Source organism: Curvibacter sp. GW821-FHT09D12, assembly GCF_059416245.1.
Map to the genome: position 1 here is coordinate 79,324 of NZ_JBWKOU010000006.1, position 17,179 is coordinate 96,502.

Genomic DNA, 17,179 nt, shown 5'->3' on the forward strand with positions numbered 1-17,179 from the left:
CTCGGTGGACAACCCTTTTCAACACACCACGGTCCTGCTCGACGAGGCGGTCGACGCCTTGCTGGGCAACCCCCCGCCCGACAGCCCGGCCACCTATGTGGACGCCACGTTCGGGCGCGGCGGTCACTCGCGTCTTCTGCTTTCGCGCTTGCGACCGCATGACCGGCTGATCGCATTCGACAAAGACCCCGATGCCATCCAGGAAGCCGCGCGCATCTCCGATGCGCGTTTTTCCATCAGGCACGAGGGTTTCTGCCACCTGGGCGAGCTGCCGGCCGGCAGCGTCCAGGGTGTCCTCATGGATCTGGGCGTGAGCTCACCCCAGATCGACAACCCGCAGCGTGGATTCAGTTTTCGCTTCGATGGCCCGCTGGACATGCGCATGGACACCACGCGCGGCGAGAGCGTGGCCGAGTGGCTGGCCACGGCGGAAGTTCAACAGATTTCGGAGGTGATACGTGACTACGGCGAAGAACGGTTTGCTTTTCCGATTGCAAAGGCGATTGTGGCTCGCCGACAGGAACGGGGCCCAATTTCAACCACCGCCGAGCTGGCCGAGCTCGTGGCTGGCACGGTCAAAACCCGCGAGCCGGGCCAGAACCCTGCAACGCGCACATTTCAGGCTCTTCGGATTTTCATCAACGCCGAGCTTGAAGAGCTGCAACAAGCGCTAGAGGCCTCGCTGTCGGTGCTGGCACCCGGTGGACGACTGGCCGTGATCAGCTTCCACTCGCTGGAAGACCGCATCGTCAAGCAGTTCGTGGCCAAGCATTCCAAAGAGGTGTACGACCGTCGTGCCCCCTTTGCCGCGCCGCAGCCCATGAAGTTCGAGGCCCTGGACCGCATCAAGCCTGGTGAGGCCGAAGTGGCCCGCAACCCGCGCGCACGCAGCGCCATCATGCGGGTGGCCCAACGCACGGAGGTGGCATGAGCGCTTGGCGCCAGCCCGTCGTCACCTTGGCTGCAGCCCTTGGCTGTGGGGGGCTGCGCGCGTGACCCGTCTCAACCTGGTCCTGCTGGTGGCCATCGTGCTCAGCGCGCTGTACCTGGTGCACAACCAGTATGAGTCGCGTCGCCTGTTCATGGCGCTGGACCGGGCCCAGGCCGAGGCGCGCAAGATCGAACTCGAGAACGACCGCCTGCAAGTCGAGAAGCGTGCCCAGGCCACGCCCTCGCGCATCGAGCGACTGGCCCGCACGCAGCTGCAGATGCGCAATGCCACGCCGTCAATCACCCAATACGTCCAGTACAGTGGCGGCCCCCAGGCCGACGCCCAGGGCGACGCTGCCAAGGGCAAGCCATGAGCCGCAGCGTGCTCTATACCTCCAGCCCCTTGCTGGCCAGCAAGACCCCGGTCTGGCGCAGCAAGTTCATCGTGGCCGTGGTGGCGCTCGGTTTTCTGGGGCTGGCGGCCCGCGCCGCCTACATCCAGGTGGTGGCCAACGCCTTCTTCCAACGTCAAGGCGAGGTTCGCTTTGCGCGCACGCTCGAACTGCCGGCCAGCCGTGGTCGCATCCTGGACCGCAATGGCCTGATCCTGGCCTCCAGCGTGCCGGCGCCCAGCCTGTGGGCCATCCCTGAAGACGTGGACCGCGACCCGGTCAAGCTGCGTGAACTGGCCCGCCTGATCGAGATGCCTCTGGCCGAGCTCAACAAGAAACTCGAAAACGAAGACAAGTCTTTTGTCTGGATCAAGCGCCAGGTCGATGAACCCGTGGCGCGCAAGGTGGCCGAACTCGGCATCAAGGGCATCTACCAGCGTAAGGAATACAAGCGCCAGTACCCCGAGGGCGAAAGCGCCGCCCACGTGGTCGGCTTCACCAATGTCGAAGACCAGGGGCAGGAAGGCATCGAGCTGGCCTTCAACAAAGACCTGGGCGGCAAGCCCGGTTCACGCCGCGTGATCAAGGACCGCCTCGGCCGCGTGGTGGAAGACGTGGGCGAGCAGATCCCCCCGATGGATGGCCGTGACATCGAACTCAGCATCGACAGCAAGGTGCAATTCTTTGCCTACCAACGCCTGCGCGAGGCCGTGATCGCGAACAAGGCCAGGGCAGGCAGTGTTGTCGTCATCGACTCCAGCACCGGTGAAGTGCTGGCCCTGGCCAACTACCCCAGCTACCAACCCGACAAGCGCCAGAACCTGAGCGGCGAGCAACTGCGCAACCGCGCCCTGACCGACACCTTCGAGCCTGGCTCGACCATGAAGCCCATCACCGTGGGCATGGCCCTGGAGGCGGGTCGCATCACGCCCCAGACCATCATCGACACCACCCCGGGCCGCCTCACCATCACCGGCTCGACCATCACCGACACCCACAATTACGGCGTGCTCACGGTCGAGGGGGTGATCCAGAAGTCGAGCAACGTGGGCGCCACCAAGATCGCCCAGCGCATGAGCCCGCACGAGATGTGGGACACCTACTCGGCACTCGGCTTCGGCCAGAAGCCTCAGATTTCCTTCCCCGGCGCCGTGTCGGGCCGGGTGCGTCCCTACAAGAGCTGGCGCCCGATCGAACAGGCCACCATGTCCTACGGCTACGGCCTGTCGGCTTCGCTGTTCCAGATGGTGCGTTCCTACACCGCGTTTGCGCATGACGGCGAGATCATTCCGGCCACCATCCTCAAGAGCGACAGCCGCGCCAGCGGCGTCAAGGTGTTCTCGCCCCAGACCGCCACCGCCGTGCGCAAGATGCTGCAGATGGCGGCCGGCCCGGGCGGCACCGGCATGAAGGCCCAGACCGTGGGCTACTCGGTCGGGGGCAAGTCGGGCACGGCACACAAGCAAGTCGGCAAGGGTTACGCCAGCAACAAATACCGTTCGTGGTTCACGGGCATGGCACCCATCGACAAGCCCCGCATCATCGTGGGTGTGATGGTCGACGAGCCCAGTGCCGGCCAATACTACGGTGGCACCGTGGCCGCCCCGGTGTTCAGCGAGGTGGTCCAGCAGACCCTGCGCATGATGGGCGTTCAGCCCGACCTGTCGGTCAAGCCCCAGGTGGTGGCGCAGGAAGTCGAGGAGTCCTTCTGATGCTGAAGCCTCTCCAAAGCCCTGCCGAGCTGGTGGCCTGGCTGCGAGCCAAGGGCGCGACCGATATCGTGCCCGACAGCCGTCAACTCGCCCCGGGGGCCGCCTTCATCGCCTGGCCCGGTGCGGCCACCGACGGGCGCCGTTATGTGCGTGCGGCCCTGGCCCAGGGTGCGGTGGCCTGCGTGGTTGAAGACAGCGGTCTGGAGGCCCTGGCCGACTGGCCGCTTGACGCGCCCGTGGCTCGTTTCGAAGGCCTCAAGGCGGCCACCGGCCCCCTCGCCGCCCAGTGGTTTGAGCACCCCAGCGAACAACTCGATTTGCTGGCCATCACCGGCACCAACGGCAAGACCTCCACCGCCTGGTGGCTGGCCCAGGCCCTGTCCAACCTGCCCGCCGGCCTGGCCCGACCCTGCGCCATGGTTGGCACGCTGGGGACCGGCCGGGTGCCGGTCCCCGGCGCGGCCGATCCGCTGGCACACATCAGCGGCACCGGCATGACCACCCCTGACCCGGTGTTGCTGCAGCGTCAGTTGCGCAGCTTCGTGAGCCAGGGCTTGAAGGCCTGCGCGATCGAGGCCTCGTCCATCGGCCTGGCCGAGCACCGACTCGATGGCTGCCGCGTGAGTGTGGCCTTGTTCACCAACTTCACCCAGGACCACCTCGACTACCACGGCAGCATGGCGGCCTACTGGCAGGCCAAAGCGGCGTTGTTCAACTGGCCGGGATTGCGGGCCGCCGTGGTCAACGTGGACGATCCCCAGGGCGCCGCCCTGGCTGAGCGCCTGAAGGCCAGCCACCTCGAACTCTGGACCGTTTCCCTGCAAGGGGCGGCCCGCCTGAGCGCCAGCGGCCTGCGCCTTGGCGCACGCGGGCTCAGCTTCGAGATCCATGAGGGCGAGCACACGCACACCCTGCACACCGCGCTGATCGGTGCCTACAACGTCAGCAATCTGCTCGGCGTCATCGCTGCCCAACGGGCCCTGGGCGTGCCGCTGGACGCCGCCGTGGCGGTCTGCCAGACCCTGCTGCCGGTGCCTGGCCGCATGGACTGCCGGGGTGGCGATGGCCAAGCCCTGGTGGTGGTCGACTACGCACACACCCCCGATGCGCTCGAAAAAGCCTTGCAGGCCCTGCGCCCGGCAGCCACCGAACGCGGTGGGCGCCTCTGGTGCGTGTTTGGTTGCGGGGGTGACCGTGACCCGATCAAGCGCCCGATGATGGCGGCGGTGGCCGAGAAAGAGGCCGACATGGTCATGGTGACCAGCGACAACCCGCGCTTCGAAAAGCCAGAGCTCATCATCAGCCAGATCCTGCTGGGCCTGAGCCATCGCCACTGCGTGGAGGTGCAGGTGGACCGGGCGGCCGCCATCCGCGAGGTGTTGGCCCAGGCCGCCCCAGCCGATGTCGTGCTGGTGGCCGGCAAGGGCCACGAGGCTTACCAGGAGATCGAAGGCGTGCGCCAGCCGTTCTCCGACCAGAAGATCATTGAAGAGGCCCTGCGCCACAACGGAGAAGGCCTTTGACGACCTGCATGCTCACCCTGGCTGAAGTGGCCGCCGCCTTGCCTGGCGCGCGCCTGCTGGGCCAGCCCGACACCCCTTTGCTGCGGGTGCACACCGATACCCGCAGCCTGCAGGCTGGCGATCTGTTCGTGGCCCTGCGCGGCGAGCGTTTCGACGCACACGACTTCATGCCCCAGGCCGCCGCGGCCGGCGCCCGCGCGATCCTGGCTGAACGCGGCCTGAGCGAGGCCGGCCTGAGCGGCGTCGAAGTGGCAGACAGCCGACTGGCCCTGGGTACCCTGGCCGCAGCCTGGCGCCGGCGCTTCACGGGCCCGCTGATCGCGGTCACCGGCAGCAATGGCAAGACCACCACCACCCAGATGCTGGCTTCGGTGCTGCGCGCCCATTGGGGCGAGGCCGCGCTGGCCACGGCCGGCAATTTCAACAACGACGTCGGCGTGCCGCTGACCCTGTTGCGCCTGCGCCCCGAACACCGGGCGGCCGTGGTCGAGCTGGGCATGAACCACCCCGGCGAGATCGCCTACCTGGCCCCGCTGGCCGCGCCCACCGTGGCCTTGGTCAACAACGCCCAACGCGAGCACCAGGAGTTCATGGGTACGGTCGAAGCCGTGGCCCTCGAAAATGGTCAGGTGCTGACCCAGTTGATGCCCGGCGGCGTGGCGGTGTTCCCGGCGGACGAGCCCTATGCCGGCTTGTGGGCCGATCTGGCCGGACCGACAGCCCGGCTGCTGCGCTTCTCGGCCACCGAGGGGGTGGCCGCCGAGGTCACGCTGCGCGCGGCCCGCTGGACCGGCGCGGCCTGGGCCGTGCAGGTGCACAGCCCGGCGGGCGAGCTTAATTACACCCTGGCCCTGGCCGGCCTGCACAACGTGCGTAACTCGCTGGCCACCGTGGCCTGTGCCCTGGGCGCCGGCGTGCCGGTGGCGGCCATCGAACAAGGCATTGCCGCCTTCACTCCGGTGAAGGGGCGCTCGCGCGCCTGGCAGGCCTTGTTGGGTGAGGGCGCTTCCGCCCACCCGCTGACGGTGGTGGACGACACCTACAACGCCAACCCCGATTCGGTGCGTGCGGCCATCGATGTGCTGATCAGCCTGCCTGCGCCGCGCCTGCTGGTGCTGGGCGACTTCGGCGAGGTGGGCGAGCAGGGCCCGGCCTTCCATGCCGAGGTGGGCGCCTATGCCCGTGAGCGCGGCATCGATCAGGTGCTGACCTTGGGCGAACTGACCGCCGAAACCACCCGCGCCTATGCGGGTGGCCGGCATTTCACCGATTTCGACGCCTTGCGCGACGAGGTGCTGGCGGCCTTGCCGACCTGTGCCTCGGTGCTGGTGAAGGGGTCTCGTTTCATGAAGATGGAGCGCGTGATTGCGGCGATCGAAGCCGCCACCCGCCCCGCTCAGGAGGTGTCCCATGCGCCGCTGCCCTGAGACTGTGTTTGTATTTGAGGAGAAGCAACCATGCTGCTGAGTCTTGCCCAATGGTTGCAGACGCTGTCGCCCGAGTTCGGATTTTTCCGGGTGTTCCAGTACCTGACCTTTCGCGCCGTCATGGGCGCCACCACGGCCTTGCTGATCGGCCTGCTGGCCGGCCCGGCCGTGATCCGCCGCCTGCGCGCCCTCAAGATCGGCCAGCCGATCCGCGGTTACGCCATGGAAAGCCACCTCAGCAAAAGCGGCACCCCCACCATGGGCGGTGTGCTGATCCTGCTGTCGATCGCCATCTCCACGCTGCTGTGGTCGGACCTGAGCAACCGTTTCGTCTGGATCGTGCTGCTGGTCACCCTGGGCTTCGGCGCCATCGGCTGGGTGGACGACTGGCGCAAGGTGGTCAACAAAGACCCCGAGGGCATGCGCTCGCGTGAAAAGTATTTCTGGCAATCCGTGATCGGCCTGCTGGCGGCGCTTTACCTGGTGTTCAGCATCTCCGAGGTGTCCAACCTGCGCGTGTTCGAGCTGTTCATCACCTGGGTGCGTTCTGGCTTTGACGTCAACCTGCCGCCCAAGGCCGGTCTGCTGCTGCCCTTCTTCAAAGAGGTCAGCTACCCGCTGGGGGTGTTCGGCTTCGTGATCCTGACCTACCTGGTGATCGTGGGATCGAGCAACGCGGTCAACCTGACCGATGGCCTGGATGGCCTGGCCATCATGCCGGTGGTGATGGTGGGCTCGTCGCTCGGCGTGTTTGCCTATGTCACCGGCAGCGCTGTCTACAGCAAGTACCTGCTGTTCCCGCACATCCCGGGTTCGGGCGAATTGCTGATTTTCTGCTCGGCCATGGCCGGCGCCGGCCTGGCCTTTCTGTGGTTCAACACCCACCCGGCCCAGGTCTTCATGGGCGACGTCGGGGCCCTGGCCCTGGGCGGTGCTCTGGGCACCATCGCCATCATCGTGCGCCAGGAAGTGGTGCTGGCCATCATGGGCGGCATCTTCGTGGTCGAGGCCTTGTCGGTGATGCTGCAGGTGAGCTGGTTCAAGTACACCAAGCGCAAGTACGGTGAGGGTCGGCGCCTGCTCAAGATGGCGCCGCTGCACCACCATTTCGAGAAAAGCGGCTGGAAAGAGACCCAGGTCGTGGTCCGCTTCTGGATCATCACCATGCTGTTGTGCCTGCTGGGCCTGACCACCCTGAAGCTGAGGTAAGCCGTGAGCCCGTCCTCCCTGCAAGATCAGCCTGTCCTCATCCTGGGCCTGGGGGCTTCCGGCCTGGCGATGGCGCGCTGGTGCGCGCGCCAGGGCGCCCGGGTGACGGTGGCCGACAGCCGTGAGCAGCCGCCGCAGCTGGCCGCGCTGCAGGCCGAATGGCCCCAGGTCCGCTTTGTCGGTGGCCCCTTCAGTGCCGCCCTGGTCGAGGGCAGCGATGTGCGTGCCGTGTTCCGCTCGCCCGGCCTGTCGCCTGCTGCGGTGGCGGTGGTGTGTGATCCGGCGCGTGCTGCGGGCCTGTGGGTGGGGGGCGAACTGAGCCTGTTCAACCACGCACTGGCCCAACTGGCCAAGGTGGACGAAGCCCCGGCCGACGTGCCTTCCGACACCGACACCGACACCGACACCGACACCGACACCGACACCGACACCGACACCGAGCCTGCTTCTGAAGCCTTGCCCGAGGCCGCCGCCGAGCCCGAGCCACCGGTCCGTGCGGCCCAGGGCTACGCCCCGGCCGTGCTGGCCATCACGGGCACCAATGGCAAGACCACCGTCACCTCGCTGACCGGCCAGCTGGTCGAGCGGGCGGGCAAGACCGTCGCGGTGGCTGGCAACATCGGGCCCACCCTGCTCGATACGCTGCAGCAGCACCTGGAGGCCGGCACCTTGCCCCAGGTGTGGGTGCTGGAGCTGTCCAGCTTCCAACTCGACGGCATTTCAGGCTTCGAGCCGACGGCCGCCACCGTGCTCAACGTCACACAAGACCACCTTGACTGGCATGGCAGCCTGCAGGCCTATGCCCAGGCCAAGGCCCGGGTGTTCGGCGAGCGCTCGCTGATGGTGCTCAACCGCGACGACGCGATGGTGATGGCCATGTTGCCGGCCCCGCTGCGGGTGAAGTTGCAAAAGCCCCAGGTCCGGGCCCACGTGACCTTCGGCGCCGGCATGCCGCAGCGCCCGGGCGATTTCGGCATCGAGGTGGTCAATGGCATGGCCTGGCTGGTGCGCGCCCTGGAGGCCGATGAGACCCGCAAGCGCCGCAAGGACGAAGCCGAAGAATTGCACATCCAGCGCCTGATGCCCGCCGATGCCTTGCGCATCCGTGGCCGCCACAACGCCACCAACGCGCTGGCCGCACTGGCCCTGGCCTGCGCGGCAGGGTGTGCGATGGCCCCGATGCTCTATGGCCTGCGCGAATACCTGGGCGAGCCGCACCGGGTCGAGTCGGTGGCCCTGGTGCGCGAGGTCGAGTACTTTGACGACAGCAAGGGCACCAACGTGGGCGCCACCGTGGCGGCCCTGCAGGGCCTGGGCGCCGACCGGCGCCTGGTGGTCATCCTGGGGGGCGACGGCAAGGGGCAAGACTTCTCGCCCCTGGCCGAACCTGTCAGCCGCTTTGCCCGCGCGGTGGTGTTGATCGGCCGTGATGGCCCGCAGATCGGCGCTGCCCTGCAAGACAGCGGCGTGCGTTGCGACACTTGCGCCACCTTGCCCGAGGCCGTGCGCCTCGCAGCCGAACTGGCTCAGCCCGGCGATGCCGTGCTGATGTCGCCGGCCTGCGCCAGCCTCGACATGTTTGACAACTACGCCCACCGGGCCCGCGTGTTCTGCGACACGGTTCAACTGCTGGCCGAAGAGGCGGGCCAGACCCTGGAGGGCGGCTTCGCATGAACACGCGCAACGCCTCCCTCAGCCTGTCGGGCCGGCTTTCGGGCTGGTTCAGCGGCGTCTCCAAAGCCGCTGGCGAGGTGCTGCCCGTGCGCACCTGGTCGGCCGACGAGGGGCGTGGCGAGCCGATGCGCGCCAGCATGCTGGGGGTGGATCAGGCGCTGGTCTGGGTCACGGTGGCCCTGCTGGCCTGGGGCCTGGTGATGGTGTATTCGGCCTCGGTGGCCATGCCCGACAACCCGCGCTTTGCCAACTACACACCGACCTACTTTCTGACCCGCCACGCCTTGTGGCTGGTGATGGGCTTTGTGGCCGCACTGCTGACCTTCCAGGTGCCCATGAAGGTGTGGGAAAAGGCCGCGCCCTGGCTTTTCGTGGTCTCGCTGCTGCTGCTGATCATGGTGCTGATCCCGCACGTGGGCAAGGTGGTGTATGGCGCGCGCCGCTGGATCGGACTGGGCCCGTTGAGCTTTCAGCCCTCTGAGCTGGCCAAGTTCGCGGTGCTGCTCTATGCGGCCGACTACATGGTGCGCAAGATGGAAGTGAAGGAGCGCTTCTTCCAGGCCGTCTGGCCCATGGGGGCCGCCGTGGCCCTGGTGGGGGCCTTGCTGCTGGCCGAGCCCGACATGGGCGCTTTCATGGTGATCGCCGTGATCGCCATGGGCATTCTGTTTCTCGGCGGCGTCAACGCGCGCATGTTCTTCCTGATTGCCGCGGTGCTGGTGGGCGCCTTCGGCCTGATGATTGCCGCCTCACCCTGGCGGCGCGAACGCATCTTTGCCTACCTCGACCCCTGGAGCGAGCACAACGCCCTGGGCAAGGGCTATCAGCTGTCGCACTCGCTGATTGCCATTGGCCGCGGTGAGATCTTCGGCGTCGGTCTGGGCGGCAGTGTCGAGAAACTGCACTGGCTGCCCGAGGCCCACACCGACTTCCTGCTGGCCGTGATCGGCGAAGAATTCGGTCTGGTGGGCGTGTTGTGCGTGATCGGCCTGTTCCTGTGGATGACGCGCCGCATGATGCACATCGGCCGCCAGGCGATCGCCCTCGACCGGGTGTTCCCGGGTCTGGTGGCGCAGGGCGTGGGCATCTGGATGGGGTTCCAGGCCTTCATCAACATGGGCGTGAACCTGGGCGCCTTGCCCACCAAGGGCCTGACCCTGCCGCTGATGAGCTATGGCGGCTCGGCGGTGCTCATGAACCTGGTGACCATCGCCGTGGTGCTGCGCATCGATTACGAGAACAAGGTGATGATGAAGGGAGGCCGCGTATGAGCGCCAAGACCGCCCTCATCATGGCGGGTGGCACCGGTGGCCACATCTTCCCCGGCCTGGCCGTGGCCGAAGCCCTGCGCGAGCGCGGCTGGCGCGTGCATTGGCTGGGGGGGCCCGACAGCATGGAAAGCCGGCTGGTGCCGCCGCGTGGTTTCACCTTCGAGACGGTGGACTTCTCGGGCGTGCGCGGCAAGGGTCTGAAGACCCTGGTCCTGCTGCCCCTGCGCCTGCTCAAGGCCTTCTGGCAAAGCCTGCAGGTGGTACGCCGCGTGCGGCCTGATGTGGTGGTGGGCCTGGGCGGGTACATCACCTTTCCGGCCGGCATGATGGCCGTGCTGCTGGGCAAACCCCTGGTGCTGCACGAGCAGAATTCGGTGGCCGGCATGGCCAACAAGATCCTGGCCGGTGTGGCCGACCGCGTGTTCACCGCCTTCCCGAAAGTGATGGCCAAGGGCCGCTGGGTGGGCAATCCGCTGCGCGCGGGTTTCACCACGCAAGCCAGCCCCGCCGAGCGTTTTGCCGGGCGCAACGGCCCCCTGCGGGTGCTGGTGGTGGGCGGCAGCCTGGGCGCCAAGGCCTTGAACGACACCGTGCCGCAGGCGCTGGCCCTCATCCCCGAGGCCGAGCGCCCACAGGTGATCCACCAAAGCGGCGCCAAGCAGATCGACGCCCTGCGCGAGGCCTACCGCGCCGCCGGCGTGCAGGCCGAGCTCACGCCCTTCATCGACGACACGGCCACCGCCTTTGCCCAGGCCGACCTGATCATCTGCCGCGCTGGCGCCAGCACCGTGACCGAGATCGCGGCCGTGGGCGCCGCAGCGGTCTACGTGCCTTTCCCCCATGCGGTGGACGACCACCAGACCACCAATGCCCGCTTCCTGGTCGACGCGGGCGGGGGCTGGCTGTTGCCGCAGACCGAACTCACGCCCGAGCACCTGGCCGGGCTGATTCTCCAAACCACCCGCGCCGACCTGCTGGCGCGGGCAGAGCAAGCCAAGAAGATGCAAAAAATTGAAGCCACCACCGAGGTGGTGAGCGCCTGTGAGGAGCTGGCCCGATGAAGCACGCCATCCGTCACATCCATTTCGTGGGCCTCGGCGGGGCCGGCATGAGCGGCATTGCCGAAGTGCTGCACAACCTGGGCTACACCATTTCGGGCTCCGACCTGGCCGACAGCGCCACCCTGCGCCGCCTGCAGGGCCTGGGCATCCGCACCTTCGTGGGTCACGATGCGACCCACCTCGACGAGGTGGACTGCGTGGTCACCTCGACCGCGGTGCAGGCCGACAACCCCGAGGTGCTGAAGGCCCGTGAAAAACGCATTCCGGTGGTGCCGCGCGCCGTCATGCTGGCCGAGTTGATGCGCCTCAAGCGCGGCATCGCGATCGCCGGCACCCACGGCAAGACCACCACCACCAGCCTGGTCACCAGCGTGCTGGCCGAAGCCGGCCTGGACCCCACTTTTGTGATTGGTGGCCGCCTCAACAGCGCCGGCGCCAATGCCAAGCTGGGCAGCGGCGACTACATCGTGGTTGAGGCCGACGAGTCGGATGCCTCGTTCCTGAACCTGCTGCCGGTGATGGCGGTGGTGACCAACATCGATGCCGACCACATGGAGACCTACGGCCACGACTTCAACAAGCTGAAGTCGGCCTTTGTGGATTTCCTGCACCGCATGCCCTTCTACGGCACGGCCATCCTGTGTTCCGACGACCCGGCGATCCGCGAGATCATGCCCCGCGTGCAGTGCCCCATCACCAGCTATGGTTTCGGTGAGGACGCCCAGGTGCGCGCCGTCGATGTGCGCGCCGTGGACGGCCAGATGCATTTCACCGTGCAGCGCCGCAATGGCGTGACCCTGCCGGACCTGCCCGTGGTGCTGAACCTGGCCGGTGAACACAACGTGCTCAATGCCTTGTCGGCCATCGCGGTGGCCGTCGAACTGGGCATTCCAGACGAGGCCCTGCTGCGCGGCCTGGCCCAGTTCAAGGGCGTGGGCCGGCGCTTCCAGCGCTATGGCGAACTGCCCTCGGCTGACGGTGGCCGCTTCACCCTGATCGACGACTACGGCCACCACCCGGTGGAAATGGCGGCCACCCTGGCGGCCGCACGCGGCGCGTTTCCGGGCCGTCGCCTGGTGCTGGCTTTCCAGCCGCACCGCTTCACCCGCACGCGCGACTGCTTCGAGGACTTCATCAAGGTCATCGGCCGCGCTGACGCCGTGCTGCTGACCGAGGTGTATGCCGCCGGCGAGGCCCCCATCGTGGCGGCCGACGGCCGAGCCCTGGCCCGCGCCTTGCGCGTGGCGGGCCAGGTCGAGCCGCTGTTTGTCGACCGGGTTGAAGAACTGCCCCAGGCCATTGCCCGCAACGCCCGCGCCGGCGACGTGGTGATGTGCATGGGTGCGGGCTCCATCGGCGGGGTGCCGGCCAAGGTGGTCGAGTGGCTGCAACAGCAGGCACCTCAGGGTGCCGCGGGTGTGCAGGGTGTGGTGAGCGATGTCGGAGGGCAGGGGTGATGAACATCCAGGCAAGTGAATTGGGCAAGGTGGCGGTGCTGCTGGGCGGTACCTCGGCCGAGCGTGAGGTGTCGTTGATGTCGGGCCAGGGCGTGCTGCAGGCCTTGTTGTCGCGTGGTGTGGACGCCCACCCCTTCGATCCGGCGGGGCGCGATCTCAGCGAGCTCAAGAAGCACGGCTTTCAACGCTGCTTCATCGCCTTGCATGGCCGCCACGGCGAAGACGGCACGGTGCAGGGGGCCCTTGAGTTGCTGGGCATCCCGTACACCGGATCGGGTGTGATGGCCTCCAGTGTGGCCATGGACAAGGTCATGACCAAGCGCCTGTGGAGCGCCGAGGGCCTGCCCACGCCGCGTTATGTGTGGCTCTCGCCCGAGCAGCAGACCCGCGAGCTGGTGCGTCAGGTGCCCGATGAGCTGGGCCTGCCCCTGATCATCAAGCCCCCGCGCGAAGGCTCGTCCATCGGCGTGACCAAGGTGCGTGGCTACTCGCAGATGCAGGACGCGGTCACCCTGTCGGCCCGCTACGACCCCGATGTGCTGTGCGAAGAGTTCATCGAGGGCGAAGAGGTGACCTGCCCGGTGCTGGGCACCGGTGCCGAGGCCCGGGCCCTGCCGGTGATCCGCATCGTCGCCCCCGAAGGCGCCTACGACTACCAGAACAAGTACTTCACCGACGACGTGAAGTACCAGTGCCCGAGCGGCCTGCCGCCCGAGGAAGAGGCTGAGATCCAGCGCATCGTGCTGGCCTCGTACCGTGCCCTGGGCTGCCGGGGTTGGGGCCGTGCTGATCTGATGATCCGCGCCAGCGACCGCAAGCCTTTCCTGCTCGAGATGAACACCTCGCCGGGCATGACGGGCCATTCGCTGGTGCCGATGTCGGCCCGTGCCACCGGTCTGAGCTATGAAGACCTGTGCCTGCAGGTGCTGGCCACGGCCACGCTCGACAGCCCCGCCAAACCTCTGGCCGGAGCCTGATGCGCCATGAGTGATCCCCTGGCCGTACCCTTGGACGTCAAGCTGATGAACCTGACCGCTTCGGTCCTGTTCATGGGCTGTGTCGCCCTGGTCGTGGCTGCGGGCGGCTGGTGGGTGCTGCGGCACCCGGCGTTCTCCATCGGCAGCCTGTCGGTGCAGGGCGAATTCACGCACAACAACGCGGTCACGCTGCGTGCCAATGTGGCGCACAAGCTGGTGGGCAATTTCTTCACCGTCGACCTGCGTCAGGTGCGCGAGGCCTTCGAGGGGGTGCCCTGGGTGCGCCATGCGGCGGTGCGGCGCCAGTTCCCCAATCAGTTGCAGATCACCCTCGAAGAGCACGTGCCGGTGGCCTTGTGGGGCCCGGAAAGCGGCTCGGGCATGCTCAACAGCTTCGGCGAGGTGTTCGAAGCCAATGTGGACGATGTGGATCAGGACGACCTGCCGCGCCTGTACGGCCCGGCCGGCCAGTCGGTCGAGGTGCTCGACATGTATGGCCGCCTGCGCCCCATCCTCAAGCAGGTCGAGCTCGACCTGGCTGAACTCGAACTGACCCCGCGCGGGGGCTGGCGTGCCACGCTCGATTCGGGCGCTGCGATCGAGCTGGGCAGTGGCAGCATCAATGAAGTGCTGGCCCGCACGCGCCGTTTTGTGGCCACCCTGACCCAGGTCACCTCGCGCTACGGGCGGCACCCGGGCTCGCTTGAATCGGCCGATCTGCGCCACACCGAAGGCTATGCCCTGCGCTTGCGCGGCGTGACCACGGTCAGCGCCGAACAGCCCAAGAAATAAGAACAAAGAACACCGACCCAACCAACACAGAATAGAACAGGTAAACATATGGCAAAGGAATACAAGGATCTGGTGGTGGGCCTGGACATTGGCACTGCCAAGGTCATGGCGGTGGTGGCCGAGGTCCTGCCTGGGGGCGAGCTCAAGCTGGCCGGCCTGGGTGTGGCCCCCAGCAATGGCTTGAAGCGCGGCGTGGTGGTGAACATCGATGCCACCGTGCAGAGCATCCAGCAGGCGCTCAAGGAAGCCGAGCTGATGGCCGACTGCAAGATCACGCGTGTCTACACCGGCATCACCGGCAGCCACATCCGCGGCCTCAATTCCAGCGGCATGGTGGCCGTCAAGGACAAGGAGGTCACCCCGGCCGACGTGGCTCGGGTGGTGGAGACCGCCAAGGCCATCAACATTTCGACCGACCAGCGCCTGCTGCTGGTCGAGCCGCAAGAGTTCGTGATCGACGGCCAGGACGTCAAGGAACCGATCGGCATGAGCGGCCTGCGCCTGGAGGCCAAGGTGCACATCGTGACCGGCGCCCAGAGTGCGGCCGAGAACATCATCAAGTGCGTGCGGCGTTGCGGCCTGGACGTGGAGCAGCTGATGCTCAACCCGCTGGCCTCCAGCCAGGCGGTGCTGACCGATGACGAGCGCGAGCTCGGAGTGGCCGTGGTCGACATCGGCGCCGGCACCACCGACGTGGCCATCTTCACCAATGGCGCGATCCGCCACACCGCCGTGATCCCGATCGCGGGCGACCTGATCACCAGCGACATCGCGATGGCCTTGCGCACGCCGACGAAGGATGCCGAAGACATCAAGGTCGAGTCGGGCTATGCCAAGCAACTGCTGGCCGACGCCGAGACCCAGGTCGAGGTGCCGGGTCTGGGCGATCGCGGCCCGCGCATGCTGAGCCGCCAGGCTCTGGCCGGCGTGATCGAGCCGCGTGTCGAGGAAATCTTCTCGCTGGTCCAGCAGGTGATCCGCGAGTCGGGCTACGAAGAGGTGCTGTCCTCGGGCATCGTGCTCACCGGCGGCAGCGCCGTGATGCCGGGCATGGTCGAGTTGGCCGAAGACATCTTCCTGAAGCCCGTGCGCCGTGGCCTGCCCAAGTACGCCAGCGCCCTGTCCGACATGGTGGCCCAGCCGCGCGCGGCCACCGTGATGGGCCTGATGGAAGAAGCCCGCCAGGCCCGTATCCGCGGCTTCAAGGTGGCGCAGAAGAGTGGCTCCATGAAGACGGCCTTCGGTCGCTTCAAGGACTTCATCGTGGGGAACTTCTGACATGGCCCTGCGGCCCTTTCTCATGGCTGGCAGCACCCTGTATTCAGGGGTGCCGGCCCTGGGGCCGCCGCCTCGCAAACCCTGGCTGGCCAGAGGTAGCCCGCCACTGCAAAAAAAGGAGCGCTGGCACTCTACAGGACCGCCATAAGACGCTCAAGGCAAGTCACAATTCCGTCAGTAAAAATTTTTGGCAATTGCAAAGCAGGCAGATTCAGGAGCAACAAGATGACCATCGAAATGATCGAAGTTGAAGAGTTCAACATGGGCACTCAGATCAAGGTGATTGGTGTTGGCGGGGGGGGCGGAAACGCCGTGGAGCACATGATCCAGCGTCATGTGCAGGGCGTTGAATTCGTCTGTGCGAACACCGACGCTCAGGCCCTGGGCCGCAGCGCGGCCCATCGCACCATCCAGCTCGGCCAGAGCGGCCTGGGTGCCGGCAGCAAGCCCGACAAGGGGCGCGATGCCGCCGAGGCGGCCCTGGAAGACATCCGTGCCGCCATCTCGGGCGCACACATGTTGTTCATCACCGCCGGCATGGGCGGTGGCACCGGCACTGGCGCCGCGCCTGTGATCGCCCGCGTGGCCAAGGAAATGGGCATTCTCACCGTCGGCGTGGTGACCAAGCCCTTCGACTGGGAAGGCAAGCGCCGCATGGCCAATGCCGACGACGGTCTGGCCGAACTCGAGGCCAATGTCGATTCGCTGATCGTGGTGCTCAACGAGAAGCTGCTCGACGTGCTGGGTGACGACATCACCCAGGACGAAGCCTTCGCCCATGCCAACGACGTGCTGAAGAACGCCGTGGGTGGCATTGCCGAAATCATCAACGAGTACGGCCATGTGAACGTCGACTTTGAAGACGTGCGCACCGTGATGGGTGAGCCCGGCAAGGCCATGATGGGCACGGCCGTGGCCAGCGGTCCTGACCGCGCCCGCATCGCTGCCGAGCAGGCTGTAGCCTGCCCGCTGCTCGAAGGCATCGACCTCTCGGGTGCCAAGGGCGTGCTGGTGTTGGTGACCGCCGCCAAGGGCAGCCTGAAGCTGTCCGAGTCCAAGCTGGCCATGAGCACCATCAATGCCTACGCATCGCCCGATGCGCATGTGATCTACGGCGCCGCCTACGACGACTCGCTGGGTGAGAACATCCGCGTGACCGTGGTCGCCACCGGCCTGAGCCGTCAGAACGCCCGCCGTGCCGCGCCTCCGCTGCAAGTGCTGCGCACTGGCACCGACAACGTCGGCTTCAACCTGCCCGTGGCCTCGTCGGGCGGCAGCGTGGCCGGTGTGGCCCAGGTGGGCATGGGCAGCACCGTGGGGGGCTCGGACTACGGCAGCATGAGCGTGCCCAGCGTGTGGCGCACCAACCGCACCCAGGCCGCCGCCAAGGTCGATGCCCTGGTGTCGGGCGGCATGGACGACCTGGAGATCCCGGCCTTCCTGCGCAAGCAAGCCGACTGATCAAGCCCTCACAGG

General features: G+C 67.0%; 14 protein-coding genes. All 14 read left to right on the top strand.

Annotated features, from left to right (window positions below; translation table 11 throughout):
* Positions 1 to 4 precede the first annotated feature (4 nt).
* Positions 5 to 931, top strand: a complete 927-nt coding sequence (gene rsmH / locus AC07PT_RS11645) for a 16S rRNA (cytosine(1402)-N(4))-methyltransferase RsmH (RefSeq protein WP_492348192.1) — start codon at positions 5 to 7, stop codon at positions 929 to 931.
* A 61-nt stretch (positions 932 to 992) separates the two neighbouring features.
* A complete protein-coding gene (ftsL, locus tag AC07PT_RS11650) occupies positions 993 to 1,304 on the top strand; it encodes a cell division protein FtsL (RefSeq protein ID WP_492348193.1) in 312 nt (103 codons plus the stop codon).
* Positions 1,301 to 3,034, top strand: coding sequence for a peptidoglycan D,D-transpeptidase FtsI family protein (locus AC07PT_RS11655; protein WP_492348194.1), 1,734 nt, complete (start codon positions 1,301 to 1,303; stop codon positions 3,032 to 3,034). The genes ftsL and AC07PT_RS11655 overlap by 4 nt, the downstream gene beginning before the upstream one ends.
* Positions 3,034 to 4,557, top strand: a complete 1,524-nt coding sequence (locus AC07PT_RS11660; RefSeq protein WP_494656742.1) for a UDP-N-acetylmuramoyl-L-alanyl-D-glutamate--2,6-diaminopimelate ligase — start codon at positions 3,034 to 3,036, stop codon at positions 4,555 to 4,557. The genes AC07PT_RS11655 and AC07PT_RS11660 overlap by 1 nt, the downstream gene beginning before the upstream one ends.
* 8 nt (positions 4,558 to 4,565) lie before the next feature.
* On the top strand, positions 4,566 to 5,984 hold the full coding sequence (locus AC07PT_RS11665) for a UDP-N-acetylmuramoyl-tripeptide--D-alanyl-D-alanine ligase (protein ID WP_494656743.1): 1,419 nt from the start codon (positions 4,566 to 4,568) through the stop codon (positions 5,982 to 5,984).
* Between the two features lie 30 nt (positions 5,985 to 6,014).
* On the top strand, positions 6,015 to 7,193 hold the full coding sequence (gene mraY, locus AC07PT_RS11670) for a phospho-N-acetylmuramoyl-pentapeptide-transferase (protein WP_492348197.1): 1,179 nt from the start codon (positions 6,015 to 6,017) through the stop codon (positions 7,191 to 7,193).
* Between the two features lie 3 nt (positions 7,194 to 7,196).
* Positions 7,197 to 8,867: a UDP-N-acetylmuramoyl-L-alanine--D-glutamate ligase gene (gene murD, locus AC07PT_RS11675; protein ID WP_494656744.1), complete on the top strand. Its 1,671-nt coding sequence runs from the start codon at positions 7,197 to 7,199 to the stop codon at positions 8,865 to 8,867.
* A complete protein-coding gene (ftsW, locus tag AC07PT_RS11680) occupies positions 8,864 to 10,138 on the top strand; it encodes a putative lipid II flippase FtsW (protein WP_492348199.1) in 1,275 nt (424 codons plus the stop codon). The genes murD and ftsW overlap by 4 nt, the downstream gene beginning before the upstream one ends.
* Positions 10,135 to 11,199, top strand: coding sequence for an undecaprenyldiphospho-muramoylpentapeptide beta-N-acetylglucosaminyltransferase (gene murG, locus AC07PT_RS11685; protein ID WP_494656745.1), 1,065 nt, complete (start codon positions 10,135 to 10,137; stop codon positions 11,197 to 11,199). The genes ftsW and murG overlap by 4 nt, the downstream gene beginning before the upstream one ends.
* Positions 11,196 to 12,656, top strand: coding sequence for a UDP-N-acetylmuramate--L-alanine ligase (gene murC / locus AC07PT_RS11690; protein ID WP_494656746.1), 1,461 nt, complete (start codon positions 11,196 to 11,198; stop codon positions 12,654 to 12,656). Before murG ends, murC begins: the two co-directional genes overlap by 4 nt.
* Entirely contained in the window at positions 12,656 to 13,633 is a 978-nt protein-coding gene (locus AC07PT_RS11695) for a D-alanine--D-alanine ligase (protein WP_492348202.1), read from the top strand. Before murC ends, AC07PT_RS11695 begins: the two co-directional genes overlap by 1 nt.
* Before the next feature lie 6 nt (positions 13,634 to 13,639).
* Entirely contained in the window at positions 13,640 to 14,425 is a 786-nt protein-coding gene (locus AC07PT_RS11700) for a cell division protein FtsQ/DivIB (protein ID WP_492348203.1), read from the top strand.
* Positions 14,426 to 14,473: 48 nt separating this feature from the next.
* Positions 14,474 to 15,703, top strand: coding sequence for a cell division protein FtsA (gene ftsA, locus AC07PT_RS11705; RefSeq protein WP_492348204.1), 1,230 nt, complete (start codon positions 14,474 to 14,476; stop codon positions 15,701 to 15,703).
* Positions 15,704 to 15,928: 225 nt separating this feature from the next.
* Positions 15,929 to 17,164 carry a cell division protein FtsZ gene (ftsZ, locus tag AC07PT_RS11710; protein WP_492348205.1) on the top strand — a complete coding sequence of 412 codons (1,236 nt, stop codon included), beginning with the start codon at positions 15,929 to 15,931 and terminating at the stop codon, positions 17,162 to 17,164.
* Positions 17,165 to 17,179 lie beyond the last annotated feature (15 nt).